The following is a 16495-nucleotide window of genomic DNA, read 5'->3' as shown; positions in this document are numbered from 1 at the left end:
TGCTCGGGTGCTGCGTCCAGTGCATGCGGGCTCTTCCACGCACTTGTGGGCTCTTTCACCGTAAACGGAAAAAGCAGGCCGAGGGTTCCAACGGAACCCCCAACCTGCCCGTAGGGGAAGACCCCGAGCCACGCCCCGGCAGGGACGGCCCGGTCGTCACCTACGCCGGAACGATGTTCACCAGCTTCGGCGCCCGCACGATCACCTTGCGGATGCCCGCCCCGTCCAGCGCCGCGACCACCTTGTCGTCGGCCAGCGCCACCTTCTCCAGCTCCTCGTCCGAGATCGACGGGGAGACCTCCAGGCGGGCCTTGACCTTGCCCTTGATCTGCACGACGCAGGTCACGCTCTCGTCGACGGCGTACGCCGGGTCGGCGACCGGGAAGTCCCGGTGGACGACCGAGTCGGTGTGGCCCAGCTTGCGCCACAGTTCCTCGGCGACGTGCGGGGCCAGCGGCGCGACCAGCAGCACCAGCGACTCGGCCACGGTCCGCGGAACGGGGCCGCCCGCCTTCGTCAGGTGGTTGTTCAGCTCGGTGACCTTGGCGATGGCGGTGTTGAAGCGCAGGCCCTCCAGGTCCTGGCGCACGCCGTCGATCGCCTTGTGCAGTACGCGCAGCGTGTCCGCGTCGATGTCGGCGTCCGGGACGTCGACGACGGTGACGTCACCGGTGGTCTCGTCGATCACGTTGCGCCACAGCCGCTGCAGCAGCCTGAACTGGCCCACCACCGCGCGCGTGTCCCACGGCCGCGACACGTCCAGGGGACCCATCGCCATCTCGTACAGGCGCAGGGTGTCCGCCCCGTACTCGGCGCAGATCTCGTCCGGAGTGACCGCGTTCTTCAGGGACTTGCCCATCTTGCCCAGCAGCCGGGAGACCTTCTCGCCCTTGTAGTAGTAGGCGCCGTCGCGCTCCTCCACCTCGGCGGCCGGTACGGCGATGCCACGGCTGTCGCGGTACACGAAGGCCTGGATCATGCCCTGGTTGTACAGCTTGTGGAACGGCTCCGCCGAGGAGACGTGCCCCAGGTCGAACAGCACCTTGGACCAGAAGCGCGCGTACAGCAGGTGCAGCACGGCGTGTTCGGCGCCGCCGACGTACAGGTCGACGCCGCCGTGCGGCTGGCCCTCGCGCGGGCCCATCCAGTACTGCTCGACCTCCGGGTCGACCAGCTTCTCGGAGTTGTGCGGGTCCAGGTAGCGCAGCTCGTACCAGCAGGAACCGGCCCAGTTGGGCATGGTGTTGGTCTCGCGGCGGTACGCGCGCGTGCCGCGGCCGTCGCCCAGGTCCAGCTCGACGTTGACCCAGTCCTCGTTGCGGGACAGCGGGGTCTCCGGGGACGTGTTCGCGTCCTCGGGGTCGAAGGTGCGCGGCGAGTAGTCCTCGACCTCCGGCAGCTCCAGGGGCAGCATCGACTCGGGCAGCGGGTGGGCGATGCCGTCCTCGTCGTAGACGATCGGGAAGGGCTCGCCCCAGTAGCGCTGGCGGCTGAACAGCCAGTCGCGCAGCCGGAAGTTGACGGTCCCGTGGCCGACGTCCTTGCCCTCCAGCCACTCGGTGATGCGCGCCTTGGCCTCGGTGACGCCCAGACCGTCCAGCGAGATGTCGCCGTTCGCGGAGTTGATGATCTTCGCGTCGTACGAGCCGAAGGCGTCCTCCCACGTCGACGTGTCGGTGCCGCGGCCGTCGGTGGGCTCGACCACGCAGACGATCGGCAGCTCGAAGGCTCGCGCGAACTCGAAGTCGCGCTGGTCGCCCGCGGGGACCGCCATGATCGCGCCGGTGCCGTAGCCCATCAGGACGTAGTCGGCGATGAAGACGGGGACCTGCTCGCCGTTGACCGGGTTGGTCGCGTACGAGCCGGTGAAGACGCCCGTCTTGTCCTTGGCCTCGGCCTGCCGCTCGACGTCCGACTTGGAGGCGGCCTGCGCGCGGTAGGCGGCGACGGCCTCGGACGGGGTGGCGTGGCCGCCCGTCCAGACGTCGTGGGTGCCCTCGGGCCAGGCGGCCGGGGTGAACTTCTCGACCAGCGGGTGCTCGGGGGCCAGCACCATGTAGGTCGCGCCGAACAGGGTGTCCGGGCGGGTGGTGAAGACGGAGATGGCGTCGCCGTCGATGGGGAAGTCGACGCGTGCGCCCTCGGAGCGGCCGATCCAGTTGCGCTGCTGCAGCTTGATGGCCTCGGGCCAGTCCAGCGCGTCCAGGTCGTCCAGCAGCCGGTCGGCGTACGCGGTGATGCGCATGTTCCACTGACGCAGCTTGGCCTTGAAGACGGGGAAGTTGCCGCGCTCGGAACGGCCGTCCGCGGTCACCTCCTCGTTCGCCAGGACGGTGCCCAGGCCGGGACACCAGTTGACGGGTGCCTCGGAGGCGTACGCCAGGCGGTGGTCGCCCAGGACGTCGGCACGCTCCGCGTGAGACAGCTCACTCCAGATACGTCCGCCGGGCAGCGCGCGTTCACCGCTCTCGAACTTCGCCACCAGTTCGGCGATCGGACGGGCCCCGCCGGCCTCGGTGTCGTACCAGGAGTTGAAGATCTGCAGGAAGATCCACTGGGTCCACTTGTAGTAGTCCGGGTCGATCGTCGCGAAGGAGCGGCGCTTGTCGTGGCCCAGGCCCAGGCGGCGCAGCTGCAGCTTCATGTTCGCCATGTTGGCCTCGGTGGACACCCGCGGGTGCGTGCCGGTCTGCACGGCGTACTGCTCGGCGGGCAGGCCGAAGGCGTCGAAGCCCAGCGTGTGCAGGACGTTGTGGCCGGTCATGCGCTGGTAGCGGGCGTAGACATCGGTGGCGATGTAGCCCAGCGGGTGGCCGACGTGCAGGCCCGAACCGGAGGGGTACGGGAACATGTCCATGATGAACTTCTTGGGCCTGGCCGCCAGCTCGGGGTCGCCGGCCAGATCACCCTTGGGGTTGGGTGCCGCGTACGTGTTCTCGGCGTCCCATACGTCCTGCCAGCGTGCCTCGATCTGCTCGGCCATGGCGGCCGTGTAGCGGTGCGGCGCTGCCACCTCGGAGGCAGCGGTGTTCGTCTCGCTCATGATCCTCAAAGCTCCATCGATCGTCTCTGCCAGCGGCTCAGGAAATGAAAAAACCCCTCGCACAGGAGGGGGCGCCGCGCCGATGCCGGTCGCGGTTTTCCGACGACCGGGTGTGATCAGCGCGGCTCACTAAGCAGAAGGCGTACGGCACGCATGGCGTCAGGGTACCGCAGCGGCCGAGCGGGGCGCGACGCGCTTTCGGCTACGCTCCGGCACTGAGTGTCGCTCCCCGCGCCGCACCGGCAAACGCTGGACAAAGGTCAAAGGTTACTTCGCGTAAGGGCCGCTAAGGGACATCACAACTCCCTCGCCACCCTTTGATAACAGCGATATAACTCAAACCTCGTACTCCTCGGTATGCGTCGACCTAGAGTGCGGCAGCGGGACCGCTTTCCCGAACTGTTCGGAGTTGCCCCATGAACTCTCGCCGCAACAACAGCACGCTCTCCCGGCCGAGTCGCTCGGTCCAGGGCGGAGTGATGGCTGCCGTTCTGCTGCTCATACCCGTCAGCGTCGTGGTCGGAGGTGACGCGTTCCGCGACTTCATCAACTTCGGCGCGGGCGTGCTGTCCCTCGTCGCCCTGACCTGCTCGGTCCTCTGGGGGCTGGTCGCCACCGACCGGGTCTTCCTGAACACCCGCCAGCGCCTGATAGCCCAGGCCGTGCACCGGACGACCGCGGTCAGTTCGGTCGGCTTCCTGGTGCTGCACGTCACGGTCAAGCTCTTCCTCGACCACGTCTCCGCGATCGCGGTCTTCGTCCCCTTCGGCCTGGGTGTCACCGGCACCGGCCAGCTCATCGGATTCGGCTCCCTGGCCGGCCTTCTGATGATCTTCACCGCTCTCACCGGCGCACTGCGCAGCAGGTTCGCGTCCCCCGCGGAGGTCGCCGCCCGCTGGCGCGCGGTGCACATGCTGGCCTACCCCGCCTGGTGCGCGGCCCTCGTCCACGGCCTGTTCGCGGGCCGCGAGGCCAAGCCGGTCTTCGTGATCCTCTACAGCCTCGCCCTGGTCGCCGTCATGGGAGCACTGGGCCTTCGCGCGGCCCCCCTGTCGTTCAAGCGCAAGTTCGCCAAGCGCGTCCTGGCCCTGCTCGACAACGGCAACAACAGGGGCTTCCGCGAGGAGCCCCCGGCACGCCGTGCCCAGGAGCCCTCGCGCGAGGCTCCGCGCGGCGGCGGCCGGCCCGGCTTCCCCGACCAGCCGGTCCCCCAGCAGCGGACCGCCTCCCCCCAGCGCGCCGGCTTCCCGGACTCCGGGTCCTTCACCGACACCGGGTCGCTCACCGACACCGGCGGCTTCGCGGCCGCCTACCGGGCCACGACCAGCCCGCGCGCGCAGGACCCGCTGGCCGTCGACCCCACCCGGCCCATGCAGGTCCCGATGGACATGCAGCCCACGCAGGCGATGCCCCGCACCGACGACAGCGGCGGTCCCCGCTGGCCGGCCCCGTCCCCGCCGCTGTACGAGGCCCCGCCGCGCACCGACGGGCCCAACTACGACACGGGCACCTTCACTCCCGTGTCCTACGACACTCCCCCACCGGGCGCCTCGTACGGCGGAAGTGACTTGTACAACACCGGTGAGACGAACGACCCCCTCGGTACGTACAACCCGAATGACACGTACAACAGCGGTCCCGCCACTGAAACGCTGCCCGGTTCCTACGAGGCACCGAGCAACGGCGAACCCTGGAACGCGCCTTCCGGAGGCTTTTAGTGAACGAGGCCCTTCCCGACGTCCCCGAAGTCCGCGTGGTGGGCCTTCCCCAGCTCACCTCCGGTTTCGATCTCGTCGAGAGACTCGACCTGCCCATGCACCTGAAGGTGCACGGGCCGCTTGAGCCCATGGGCGGTGAGCAGCTCGCGCAGCTCTCCGAACGGATCAACCTGAAGGGCCGCGGCGGCGCGGGCTTCCCGTTCCACAAGAAGCTCCGGTCGGTCGCCGAGGCGGCGATCCGCCGGGGCGTACGCCCCGTGGTCGTCGTCAACGGCAGCGAGGACGAGCCCGCCTGCCGCAAGGACACGGTGATGATCAACCGTGCCCCGCATCTGATCCTGGACGGCGCCCTGCTGGTCGCGGAGGCCCTGGGCGCCCGCACCCTGGTCGTCGGAGTGACACGTGAATCCACCCAGCGGTCGATGGAGGCGGCGCTCTCCGAGCGCGGTCTGACCAACCGGCGCAACGCGACCATCCGCGCGCGGGTGCAGCGCAACCCGGTGCGGATGGTGACCGGAGCGGCCGCCTCGCTGGTCCGCTCCATCGACGGCGGTCCCGCGATCCCGCCGGGCCGCAAGACCAGCGCCTCGCAGAACGGCGTCGGCGGCGCTCCCACGCTCCTGTCGAACGCCGAGACCTTCGCCCAGCTGGCGATCGCGGCCCGCATCGGCGCCGAGCGCTACGGGAACACCGGCCTGTACGACGAGCCGGGCACCGTGATGCTCACCGTCTCCGGGGCGGTCGCCCGGCCCATGGTGATCGAGGCCCCGACCGGCGTGCCGCTGCGCTACATCCTGCAGCTGGCCGGTGCCCCGCCCGTCCCGCAGGGCGTGCTGACCGGCGGTTACCACGGCAAGTGGCTGGACTCCGCGACGGTCAACGAGGCGATCGTCTCGCGCAACTCCCTGGACGCGGTGGGCGGCGCCCTCGGCGCCGGCGCGATCCTCCCGATCAGCCAGTCGACCTGCCCGCTGGGCGAGTCGCTGCGCGTGGCCCAGTGGCTGGCCGAGGAGAGCGCCGGCCAGTGCGGCCCCTGCTACCTCGGTCTGCCGGCCGCGGCCCGCGGTATGGAGGACATCCTCAACGGCGGTGGTCCGGCCGCCCTGGAGGCCCTCAAGCAGGTCGCCAACGCCGTGAAGCGGCGCGGCGCGTGCTCGCATCCGGACGGCTCCGCGATGTTCCTGGAGTCGACCATCAAGGCCTTCACGGACGACCTGGCCGCCCATGTCCTCGGCAACGGCTGCGGACGGCCCGTGGAGGGCGTACTGCCGCTCTTCGAGGGCGGCCAGCAGCCCACCGGCATCCCGGGCGGCGCGCAGCCCGAGGAGGAGCAGGGTCCCAGCCGTCAGAAGATCTACGTCGACTGGACGCTCTGCCGCGGGCACGGCCTGTGCGCGGACATCCTCCCGGAGGTCTTCCAGCTGGGCGCCGACGGCTTCCCGACGGTCGCGCAGGCGGGCGTGCCCCGGTACGCGGAGGCGAAGGCGCTGCGGGCCGTACGACGCTGCCCGGCGCTCGCCCTGCGCCTGGAGGAGGACACCCGCGGAGCGGCCCCCCGGCAGAACCTGCCCGCCGTGCGCGAGGGCGGCGGGGGCGGCCGTCGCGCCCTGGGCCGCGGCCGCTGACGACCTGACCCACCGGCGGCCCGGCAGCCCGGGCCGCCGCACCCGCACACCTCTGTACGCCGGTACACCGAGGCATCACGACACGAAGAAGCGGGCCATCCTGATCGGATGGCCCGCTTCATCTGCTGTGGAGCTAAGGAGAATTGAACTCCTGACCTCCTGCATGCCATGCAGGCGCTCTACCAACTGAGCTATAGCCCCTTGCGGTGTCCCACCGGGTCTCCCCGGCGGCGACGCCAACATTACCGGTCCCTTGGCGCACCACCAAATCGTTTCCCGGTCACCGCTCCGGCCGGGGTCTCCCCGGCCGGATCAGGCCGTGGCGAACGAGTAGAAGCGCTTGAGCGTGCAGTGCTCGTCGAGCAGCCGGCCGTAGATCGGCTCGCCCTCCAGCTCGCGGTACGTCTCGATGGGGTCGCCTTTTATGATCAGCGCCCGTGCGCATTCCTCGCACCAGTACTGGTAGTCGTGGTTGACCGGTTCCATGTCGCGGACGATCGGCGTGCCGCTGCCGCACCAATCGCATTTTCGCCTGTGCGCACCCATCGATCAGCTCCAGCTGTGGCCGCAGGCCGTGCACACGTAGGGAACTCCTCCGTTGTCGCCGAGGACTTGGGCAACGTGGGCCGAAGGGCGGGAAGGGCGGTCGAGGCGCGTGATCGGATCCCGTACCACCTCGGATTCGGAAAGGTCGTCGACCTTCCCGAGGATGCTCGCAGGCATCGCCACTCCCTCCCGTCGGGTCGCGCCCCCTTCCGGCCGTTTGATTCTGCCACGGCCGGAGCAATACGGTCAGCGACGCCTTCGTACCAGTCCGGACACGGCACCTGCCGCAGTGGGCGCGGCCAGCGCAAACGACGAGTAGTGCGTTCGAAGAGGTATACGCCCGGGAAGGCCCAAGTGACTCAACACGCTGCGAAGACAGGTCAACGAAAGATCCCGCCCCCTGACGGGGACGGGATCATCTTCCTGTGGAGCTAAGGAGAATTGAACTCCTGACCTCCTGCATGCCATGCAGGCGCTCTACCAACTGAGCTATAGCCCCTTGCGGTGTCCCGGCCGCTTTCCCGGCGGCGGAACAAGAGAAACTTTAGCCTGCGACCAGCCGGAAAGTGAAATCCGGTGCCCAGGGGCACCGGGGCAGGATCCCCCGGCCTGCGCGGGCGGACCCACGCGTGCCGGCCGGAGGTTCTAGTCGTCGTCGCCGAGCACCGGCTCCGGCAGGGTTCCCGCGTTGTGCTCCAGGAGACGCCAGCCGCGGGCGCCCTCGCCGAGGACGGACCAGCAGCAGTTGGAGAGGCCGCCGAGGCTTTCCCAGTGCTGCGAGTCCAGACCGAGGAGACGGCCGATGGTGGTGCGGATGGTGCCGCCGTGGCTGACGACCACGAGCGTGCCGTCGTCGGGGAGCTTCTCGGCGTGGCGGAGCACCACGGGGGCCGCCCGGTCGGCGACCTCGGTCTCCAGTTCGCCACCGCCCCGGCGGACCGGCTCGCCGCGCTTCCAGCCCGCGTACTCGTCGCCGTACCGCGCGATGATCTCCTCGTGCGTCAGGCCCTGCCAGACGCCCGCGTAGGTCTCGCGCAGGCCCTCGTCGTGCGTCACGTCGAGGCCGGTGAGCGCGGACAGCTCACCCGCGGTGTTCGCCGCCCGCTTCAGGTCCGAGGCGACGATCGCGTCGGGCTGCAGGGACGCGAGCAGCCGGGCGGCGCGGCGGGCCTGGCCCACACCGGTCTCGGTCAGCTCGACGTCCGTGGTGCCCTGGAAGCGGCGCTCCACGTTCCACAGCGTCTGGCCGTGGCGCCACAGGATGACGCGGCGCCCCCGGCCCGCCTTGCGTCCGGCCTCGGACAGCGGCTTGCCGGCGGTCATCGAAGCTCTCCGCGCAGCTCCGCGGCGTCCTCCGCGTCCTGGAGCTCGGCGTGCTCGGCGGCCTTGCCGCGCGTGGCCTTGGCGTCGGCGGGCAGGTCCAGCTCGGGGCAGTCCTTCCACAGCCGCTCCAGCGCGTAGAACACGCGCTCCTCGCTGTGCTGGACGTGCACGACGATGTCGACGTAGTCCAGCAGGATCCAGCGGGCGTCACGGTCGCCCTCGCGGCGCACCGGCTTCGCGCCGAGCTCCTTGTTCAGGCGCTCCTCGATCTCGTCGACGATCGACTTGACCTGGCGGTCGTTGGGCGCGGAGGCCAGCAGGAAGGCGTCCGTGATCGACAGCACGTCGCTGACGTCGTACGCGATGATGTCGTGCGCGAGCTTGTCGGCGGCCGCCTGCGCGGCGGTGGTGATGAGCTCGACTGAACGGTCGGTGGCGGTCACTACAAGGCTTTCCGTAGGCGGTCAGGAACCCCGGGGGGTCATACCCCAAGGGTCTCACGGACCGCCGACAGCACCCCACGCGTTGAACGGATCATCCCGCGGGCCCGGGGGACGCATCCCCCACGGGCCCGCGGGCCGGTCCGCCCGCGGCTATTCGCTCACCTTGTAGTCCTGGCCCAGCACCACCGAGACGTCCGCGTTGGAGCTGACCTTGCCCTTCTTCACGGAGGACGTCGGCAGGCCGAGTGTCTTGGCGACCTCCGTCGCGTCCTCCTTCTTGGCGGCGTCGGCGTATGTGATCTCGGACACCGCCTGCGCGGTGTCGGCCGTGCCGCCGTCGACGAAGGTGTAGCCGCCGTTGAGCAGCACGACCCTGGCCTTCTCCGTGGCGTCCTTGTCGGCCGTGGCGTTGCGGATGCCGACCTGGACGGCGGCGCCCTTCTCGGGGCTCCTGGCGGCGCCGCCGAGCACGTCCTTGACCACGCTGTCGCTCGCCTGCGCGCTGAGCCGGCCGTCCGTCTGGACGGGCAGCAGGGCGGTCTTGAAGTCGCCCTCCTTGGCGCGGTCCGCGAGCTTGGCGAGGAACGCGCCCAGGTCCTTGTCGGTGAGCGAGGGGTCGAGGATCTGCGCGAGCGTCTGCACGGTGGTCGTCGCGGCCTGCTCGTCGGACGACAGTTTGCGCAGCACGCCCTGCATGACCTGCCCGAACCGCTGGAGCTGCGCGTTCTGCGCCTCCCCGGAGGCGCGGTACGTGGCGTACGCGACGGCCATCTTGCCGCTGAGCGTCTGCTGCTCGCCCTTCTTGACGAGGGGCGCCTCGCCCTTCTTCTTCGCCTCGGGGTCCGGCACGTCCGTGTCGGTGTCGATGTCGATGTTGCCGACGAGCTCGACCAGGTTGTTGAGGTACGGGGTGTCCAGGCGCCAGGTGCCCTCGATGTCCGTGCCTAGCACGGTGTCGAGCTCGTCGCGCGTCCCGGAGGAACCGTCGTCGTCGACCGACTTGGAGAGGGTGGTCGCGCCGCCGTCGTCGTCCGTCAGGGCGAGGGAGTTGGGCAGCAGGACCGTGGTGCCCTGCTTGGTGGTGGTGTTGTTGACGAGCAGGGCCGTCGAGGTGCCGCTGCCCTTGGTGTTGTGCAGGTGGACGACGATCACGTCGCGCTTCTGGGCGCCCGCCGCGGTGGTCGTGCCGTCCTTCTCGTCCGACGAGGACCCGGGCAGCTTCCCGGCGAACCAGAGATAGCCCGCCCCGCCCACCACGACCATCGCGAGGACGACGACGAGGGCGACCACCCGGCCGCGCGCGCGGCGCTTGGCCTCCTCGCGCCGCTCGGTGCGGTTCTCGGTGAACTTGAGCCAGTCGATGACGTCCTCGGACTGCTCGGGCTGCTCCTCGACGAACGCGAACTGCTCGGTGCGGTAGTCGGGTTCACCCGCCCGCTCGTCGTCCTCCGGCGGTACGGGGGCGGGTGCGGGGGCCGGGTCCTTCGCGGGGCCCGCCTGCTGCGGGATGTAGGCGGTCTGCTCGGCCACCTGGGGCTGCTGCCGGCCTGTGTCATGGGGCGCCACAGGTTGCTGCTGACCGGTGTCGTACGACACCACGGGCGTCGCCTGCTGCCCTGCCTGATGTCCTGTCTGCTGACCCGCCTGCTGACCCGTCGCGTACGGGTCGTAGCCGTACCCCTGCGCGTACCCCTGCTGCCCGTAGTCCTGCTGCCCGTAGTCCTGGCTGTAGCCCTGCCCGTAGTCCTGCGCGGGCGCCTGCCCCGGAACCTGTCCGTGCGCCTGTCCCTGCGTCTGGCCCTGGGCCTGTCCGCCGTAGGGGTCGTACGAGCCGTACTCGTCCTGTTGCGCAGAGTACTGAGGGTGCTGCGGAGACTGCCCCGGCTGCGGTACCTGCCGGTACACGGGCTGCCCGAACTCGTCGTAGCCGACGAGTTCGTACTGGTCGCCTCCGTACCCAGCGTCGTATCGGTCGTTCACCGGTGCCCCTCTCGGCTCACTCGCCGCGGTACAGCTCACGCTTGTCGATGTAGCGCACCACACCGTCCGGCACCAGGTACCAGACCGGGTCGCCCTTCGCGACCCGGACCCGGCAGTCCGTGGACGAGATGGCGAGGGCGGGGACCTCGACGAGCGAGACACCGCCCTCGGGCAGACCGGTGTCGGTCAGTATGTGGCCGGGCCGGGTGACCCCGATGAAGTGCGCGAGGGAGAACAGTTCGTCGTGGTCGCGCCAGGTGAGGATCTGGCCGAGCGCGTCGGCGCCGGTGATGAAGAAGAGATCCGTGTCGGGGTTGAGCATGCGCAGGTCGCGCAGCGTGTCCGTGGTGTAGGTCGGACCGCCGCGGTCGATGTCGATGCGGCTCACGGAGAACTGCGGGTTCTCGGCGGTCGAGATGACCGTCATCAGATAGCGGTCCTCGGCCGGCGAGACCTTGCGGTCGGTCTTCTGCCACGGCTGCCCGGTCGGTACGAACACCACCTCGTCGAGGTGGAACCGCGCGGCGACCTCACTGGCGGCCACGAGGTGTCCGTGATGGATCGGGTCGAACGTTCCGCCCATGACACCGAGGCGGCGCTTGCCCGGGTTCGACGGTCCGTTACCCGTGCCACGCCGTGCGTCGTGTGCCACGACGCCCGCCGGACCGGTAGGCATGTCCTGCTCTCCCATGCGTGCAGACCCTACCGGCCCGGACGACGGGCTCCGTCGCGCGGCCGTCAGCGGTCCCGGTTGAAGCGGGTGGTGATCCACAGCAGCAGCAGGAGGGCGAGAAAGGCTCCACCGCCGACGAACAGGGGGTTCAGGCTCTCGTGGTTGCCGCCGTGCTCCTCGCCCTCGGCGGCAAGTGTGACCAACTGGGCAGCGGTGCTGTGGAAGCTCATCTTCAGCAGGACCTATCCGATGTGGGCGGGATAAAGACTTCCACACATCGTAAGCGGCGGGCCTGCGCACCATCACTCCGACTCCGCCGTTGGGGAGTTCGGCTCCGCCGGGCCGGGAACCTTCCGCGGGGTCTCAGTCGTCCCGTTTGTAGCCGCGCAGAAGGAACCAGGCAGCCAGCCCACATCCGACGACCATCACGATCAGCACGATGCGGAGGAGATTGCCCGCTCCTTGCTCCTGGGCGGCACTCGCGGCCTCGACGAGCCACGATCCGGGGGAATGCTCCATGACGTACTACTCCTTGACGTGCCGCTCCTTCGCCGTACTGCCCGTCCAAGGTATCTCCGCCTAGGCTGGTCCCCGCCTTGGGGGCACAGAAGGCAACCAAACGCATGGGGGACCACATGCCAGAAGAAAGCCACGAGAACGTACCCAGCAGGCAGCGCAGGCGCTTCGAGAGGATCTCCTCCCGGGCGTACGAGCACCCGGCGGACCGCTCGGCCCTGGTCGCCCTGCGCAAGCTCACCGGCTTCGACACGGTCTTCAAGGCGCTCAGCGGCCTGCTCCCGGAGCGCAGCCTGCGGCTGCTGTTCCTGTCGGACTCGGTGCGTGTCTCGGACGCCCAGTTCGCCCACCTGAACGTGATGCTGCGCGACGCCTGCTACATCCTGGACCTCGACAAGGTCCCGCCGATGTACGTGAACCAGGACCCCCAGCCGAACGCGATGTGCATCGGCCTGGACGAGCCGATCATCGTCGTCACCACCGGGCTCGTCGAGCTGCTCGACGAGGAGGAGATGCGGGCCGTCATCGGCCACGAGGTGGGCCACGCGCTCTCCGGCCACTCCGTCTACCGCACGATCCTGCTCTTCCTCACCAGCCTGGCCCTGCGCGTGGCGTGGATCCCCCTCGGCAACCTCGCGATCATGGCGATCGTGACCGCCCTGCGCGAGTGGTTCCGCAAGTCCGAGCTGTCCGCGGACCGGGCGGGACTGCTGGTCGGCCAGGACCTGCGGGCCTCCATGCGCGGCCTGATGAAGATCGCGGGCGGCAACCACCTGCACGAGATGAACGTGGACGCGTTCCTCGCCCAGGCCGAGGAGTACGAGGCCGGCGGCGACCTCCGCGACTCCGTGCTCAAGATCCTGAACGTGATGCCCCGCTCCCACCCCTTCACCACGGTCCGGGCGGCCGAGCTGAAGAAGTGGGCGGAGTCCCGCGACCACCAGCGGATCATGGACGGCCACTACCCGCGACGCGACGAGGACGGCGACACCTCGGTCACGGACTCCTTCCGCCAGTCGGCGGCCAGCTACGCGACCGACGTGAAGAACTCCAAGGACCCGCTGATGAAGCTGGTCAGCGACATCGCTGGCGGCGCGGGCGACCTCGGCGGCCGGGTCCGACGAGGCTTCGGCGGCTTCGCAACCGGCAGCACCACGACGAGCACTTCCGGCAGCACCACCAAGGAGCAGCCACCCACGGACCGCCCGGAGGACACACCCCCGACAGACAACACCTGACGAACGGGCGCCCCCGCGGGGGCGCCGCTCAGGGTCGCCCCTTCAGGGGCGCGGGGAACTGCGCGACAAGCCCCCACCGGGCCCGCAGATCACCACGACGCCCGGGCCGACCGACAAAGCGAAGCTGAGCGCAGCTCAAAGCCGCGGCTGCGCGCTGGCAGCCAACGACCCGCACAACGCCGTGGCACTCCCCGTGGCGAACGGATCCGTCCCGGCCGGCCCGCCGGCCTTGGCCGTCTCCCCCGCCAGCAACGGATGCAGCTGGTTCGTCGCATCCTCCGCACAGGCCAGCGGCCCGGCCTGGACGTAGGAGACGAGCAGTTCGGCCTGGTGCATGCGCAGATCGTCCCGGTCGAACCGGAAGTGCAGCTCGCGCCGGACGGTGAACAGCGAGGCCTCGGCCTTCTCGTCGGAGCCGGTCGGCCGCAGCGCGTACACGAAGGTGTGGTCGGCGCTGACCTCAAGGGTGTCGGAGTCCGTCTCGGCAGCGGTCAGCGTGCCCTGCACCCGGATCCTCGTATCGGCCAGCTCGGCCTGCGCCGGGTCGAAGCGCACCAGCCACCCGGTGGGCGCGTGCCGCCCGTCCGCCGTGGGGCTGCGGAAGCTCTGGTCGAACTGGTCGAGCTGCTGCGGATCGAGCAGGATCCGCGCCGACCGGCTGGCACCGCCGGTGAGGACGTCCGGGTCGAGCGCGGACTCGACGAGGTAGTCCTTCGCCGTGGTCAGCGCGGTGACGATCTGGCTGTCGGAGAAGTGCGCGGTGCGCCGCGAGGCGGGCAGCGTGATGCCGTCGGCGCCGATGCGGAACTGGTCGGCGGGGCTGTGCGCGTACAGGGCCTCCACGTCGGACGAACCGGGTACGCGGCTCTGGGGCGCGAGCGGTATCACCGTCATGCGCAGGGGTTCGGGATGCTTCGCGACGGGCGTCTGGTACGGATGGCGTACGCCCATGTAGATCGCCGTGCCGAACGCCACGGCGATCAGGACGACGAGGACCAGGGCCTGCCGGGAGAGACCCCGGCGCATCGGGGGCCGGCGCCGGACGGCCGGGGTGTGATCACCGATCCGCTCCTGCGCGGAGAACTCCTGGAGGCGGGCAGCACGGACGAACGATTCGTCGAAGACGACGGACCGGTACTCCTCCTCGCCCCCGCCGGGTACACCCTCGGATGTCCCCTCCGGTGGGTCTCCAGGACTGCCCATACTTTCAGAGTAGGTCTCCTGGACCTCAGGTAAACGCCCTGCTACACGACAAGTTCTGACAGGTTCTCACCACATTCGTCATCAGCTCCCGGAGCAGCCCGGCACGCTGCGGGAGAGCCGTTTCAAACCTGTTCCGGCCCTTGTCCCACCGGAGCCGTCACGGTGTGCGGGGCACCGCCGAGGCGGCCGGCGGCGAGTAGTCGGCGGAGGCCGAGGGGCCCACACCGCCGCCCTGTTCGAGTCCGGTGGAGGCGGGCGGCGGGACCTGGTCCCCGCTGCTCGACGAGGCGCCCCGGTAGACCGCCGCGAAGGCCAGCGCGACCATGCCGATGCCCATCACGAGGGCGAGCATCCAGGCCACGGGGCGGTGCCAGCGGGACTGCTTGCCGTAGGTGCCGGGGTGGCCGTAGCGGCCGTGGAGGACGTCCCGGTCGTCGAGGTCGTCCAGATCGGGGTCGTGGCCGAAATCGCCCGGTCCGTCGGGGCCGTACCCGTCCTCGTAGAGCTCGTCGTCCCCGCGCAGGCCCCGGTGGTGCGCCCGGCGGGCCTCGGCCTCGGAGGCCTCCGCTCTCGCCTGTGCGGCGGCCAGGAGACGCTCCACGGCGGTCGGCTCGTGCACCGTCGCCGCCCGTACGAAGGCCTCGTCGAAGACCACGGAGGCGAACTCTTCGTCCGCACCCCCGCGGTCGCGGTCGTCGTCGGGCTCCCAGCCGTCAGGGAACGGCGTGCCCCCCACGTCCTCCGGCACGGATCCAGAGTAGACCGGGGTGGTCAATTTGGGCAGACGGTAAGGAAATTCTCCCGCCTGGCGAGACGGCCGGCGCCGGGGCGGTCCGGGGTGCCCGGCGCCGGACGCGGTCAGCGCCGGATGTGTCCGTCGCCCGTGACGATGTACTTGGTGCTCGTCAGCTCCGGCAGCCCCATGGGCCCCCGCGCGTGCAGCTTCTGCGTGGAGATCCCGATCTCGGCGCCGAAGCCGAACTGGCCGCCGTCGGTGAAGCGCGTGGACGCGTTCACGGCCACCGTCGTCGAGTCCACCAACTGGGTGAAGCGGCGGGCCGCCTGCTGCGAGGTGGTGACGATCGCCTCGGTGTGCCCGGAGGTCCACAGCCGGATGTGGTCGACGGCCCGGTCCAGCGAGTCGACGACGGCCGCCGCGATGTCGTACGAGAGGTACTCGGTCTCCCAGTCGTCGGTCGTCGCCTCGACGACGGTGGCCTTGGAGTCCTTGCCGTATTCGAGGACGCGCTCGTCGCCGTGCACGGTGACGCCGGCCTCCGCGAGGGCGTCGAGCGCGAGCGGCAGGAACCGGGGCGCGATGTCCTGGTGGACGAGGAGCGTCTCGGCGGCGTTGCAGACGCTGGGCCGCTGCGCCTTGGAGTTGATCAGGATGTCGATCGCCATGTCGAGGTCGGCGTGCGCGTCGACGTAGACATGGCAGTTGCCGGTGCCGGTCTCGATGACCGGGACGGTGGACTCCTGGACGACCGTGCGGATCAGCGAGGCGCCGCCGCGCGGGATGAGCACGTCGACGAGGCCCCGGGCGCGCATCAGCTCCCGTACGGACTCGCGGTTGTCGCCCGGTACGAGCTGGACGGCGTCGGCGGGCAGGCCCGAGCCGCCGACGGCGTCGCGCAGGACGCGGACGAGGGCGGAGTTGGACTCGTACGCCGAGGACGAGCCGCGCAGCAGCACCGCGTTGCCGGACTTCAGACACAGGGCGGCCGCGTCGACCGTCACGTTCGGGCGGGCCTCGTAGATGATGCCGACGACGCCGAGCGGGACGCGGACCTGGCGCAGGTCGATGCCGTTCGGGAGGGTCGAGCCGCGGACGACCTCGCCGACCGGGTCGGGCAGCGCCACCACGTCGCGTACGTCGGAGGCGATCGCGCGGATCCGTTCGGGGGTGAGCGTGAGCCGGTCGATGACGGTCTCGCCGGTGCCGGCCGCGCGGGCGCGCTCGATGTCCTTGGCGTTGGCCTCGACGACGTCGCTCGTACGCACTTCGAGGGCGTCCGCGATCGCGAGCAGCGCGTCGTCCTTCTCGGCGCGCGGCAGCGGGGCGAGGTCGGCGGCTGCGCCCTTGGCGCGGTAGGCGGCCTGGGTGACCGGGGACATCGAGTCGTACGGCGAGAGCGTGGTCATAACCCGCAGGGTAGTGCGCCCGCGAGAGCTGTTCAGCCGTTG

The 16495-nt window shown here is 70.2% G+C and carries 14 protein-coding genes and 2 tRNA genes; 3 read left to right on the top strand and 13 right to left on the bottom strand.

The window, feature by feature from the left end; translation table 11 throughout:
• Nucleotides 1-160 precede the first annotated feature (160 nt).
• Complete coding sequence (gene leuS, locus J8N05_RS12865) at nt 161-3043, bottom strand: leucine--tRNA ligase (RefSeq protein WP_210882684.1); 2883 nt, start codon at nt 3041-3043, stop codon at nt 161-163.
• Between the two features lie 416 nt (nt 3044-3459).
• On the opposite strand from leuS, the gene J8N05_RS12860 reads away from it, so the two are divergent.
• The gene (locus J8N05_RS12860) at nt 3460-4761 is read left to right on the top strand and encodes a ferric reductase-like transmembrane domain-containing protein (protein ID WP_210882683.1); all 1302 of its coding nucleotides are present in this window, start codon (nt 3460-3462) and stop codon (nt 4759-4761) included.
• Nucleotides 4761-6386, top strand: coding sequence for an NADH-quinone oxidoreductase subunit NuoF family protein (locus J8N05_RS12855; protein ID WP_210882682.1), 1626 nt, complete (start codon nt 4761-4763; stop codon nt 6384-6386). Before J8N05_RS12860 ends, J8N05_RS12855 begins: the two co-directional genes overlap by 1 nt.
• A 128-nt stretch (nt 6387-6514) precedes the next feature.
• On the opposite strand, the gene J8N05_RS12850 is transcribed toward J8N05_RS12855, so the two are convergent.
• The 9 genes from J8N05_RS12850 to J8N05_RS12810 all read right to left on the bottom strand — a co-directional run bounded on the left by J8N05_RS12850 (nt 6515) and on the right by J8N05_RS12810 (nt 11870).
• Nucleotides 6515-6587: transfer RNA gene (locus J8N05_RS12850), tRNA-Ala, on the bottom strand.
• 111 nt (nt 6588-6698) lie between these two features.
• Nucleotides 6699-6932 (bottom strand): hypothetical protein, encoded by a 234-nt coding sequence (locus tag J8N05_RS12845; protein ID WP_010986886.1) that lies wholly within the window; start codon nt 6930-6932, stop codon nt 6699-6701.
• Nucleotides 6933-7358: 426 nt separating this feature from the next.
• Nucleotides 7359-7431: transfer RNA gene (locus tag J8N05_RS12840), tRNA-Ala, on the bottom strand.
• A 146-nt stretch (nt 7432-7577) separates the two neighbouring features.
• The gene (locus J8N05_RS12835; protein ID WP_210882681.1) at nt 7578-8255 is read right to left on the bottom strand and encodes a histidine phosphatase family protein; all 678 of its coding nucleotides are present in this window, start codon (nt 8253-8255) and stop codon (nt 7578-7580) included.
• The gene (gene rsfS / locus J8N05_RS12830; RefSeq protein WP_210882680.1) at nt 8252-8698 is read right to left on the bottom strand and encodes a ribosome silencing factor; all 447 of its coding nucleotides are present in this window, start codon (nt 8696-8698) and stop codon (nt 8252-8254) included. The genes J8N05_RS12835 and rsfS overlap by 4 nt, the downstream gene beginning before the upstream one ends.
• A 150-nt stretch (nt 8699-8848) precedes the next feature.
• Nucleotides 8849-10678: an LCP family protein gene (locus tag J8N05_RS12825; RefSeq protein WP_210882679.1), complete on the bottom strand. Its 1830-nt coding sequence runs from the start codon at nt 10676-10678 to the stop codon at nt 8849-8851.
• A 16-nt stretch (nt 10679-10694) separates the two neighbouring features.
• The gene (gene nadD, locus J8N05_RS12820; RefSeq protein ID WP_210882678.1) at nt 10695-11369 is read right to left on the bottom strand and encodes a nicotinate-nucleotide adenylyltransferase; all 675 of its coding nucleotides are present in this window, start codon (nt 11367-11369) and stop codon (nt 10695-10697) included.
• Nucleotides 11370-11416: 47 nt separating this feature from the next.
• Nucleotides 11417-11581 (bottom strand): hypothetical protein, encoded by a 165-nt coding sequence (locus J8N05_RS12815; protein WP_199854695.1) that lies wholly within the window; start codon nt 11579-11581, stop codon nt 11417-11419.
• Between the two features lie 133 nt (nt 11582-11714).
• Nucleotides 11715-11870, bottom strand: a complete 156-nt coding sequence (locus J8N05_RS12810) for a hypothetical protein (RefSeq protein WP_210882676.1) — start codon at nt 11868-11870, stop codon at nt 11715-11717.
• A gap of 116 nt (nt 11871-11986) precedes the next feature.
• Here J8N05_RS12810 and J8N05_RS12805 point away from each other — a divergent pair, with 116 nt between their 5' ends.
• Nucleotides 11987-13105: a M48 family metallopeptidase gene (locus tag J8N05_RS12805; protein WP_383945160.1), complete on the top strand. Its 1119-nt coding sequence runs from the start codon at nt 11987-11989 to the stop codon at nt 13103-13105.
• A gap of 135 nt (nt 13106-13240) precedes the next feature.
• On the opposite strand, the gene J8N05_RS12800 is transcribed toward J8N05_RS12805, so the two are convergent.
• The 3 genes from J8N05_RS12800 to J8N05_RS12790 form a co-directional block, all read right to left on the bottom strand.
• Entirely contained in the window at nt 13241-14308 is a 1068-nt protein-coding gene (locus tag J8N05_RS12800) for an SCO2583 family membrane protein (RefSeq protein WP_210882673.1), read from the bottom strand.
• A gap of 157 nt (nt 14309-14465) precedes the next feature.
• Entirely contained in the window at nt 14466-15056 is a 591-nt protein-coding gene (locus tag J8N05_RS12795; RefSeq protein ID WP_210882672.1) for an SCO2584 family spore wall biosynthesis protein, read from the bottom strand.
• 110 nt (nt 15057-15166) lie between these two features.
• Nucleotides 15167-16453 (bottom strand): glutamate-5-semialdehyde dehydrogenase, encoded by a 1287-nt coding sequence (locus J8N05_RS12790; protein WP_210882671.1) that lies wholly within the window; start codon nt 16451-16453, stop codon nt 15167-15169.
• Nucleotides 16454-16495 lie beyond the last annotated feature (42 nt).

It is taken from the genome of Streptomyces liliiviolaceus, assembly GCF_018070025.1.
Lineage (GTDB): Bacteria > Actinomycetota > Actinomycetes > Streptomycetales > Streptomycetaceae > Streptomyces > Streptomyces liliiviolaceus.
Note: the sequence above shows the minus strand (reverse complement) of the source record. Positions and strands in the feature narration are given on the sequence as shown.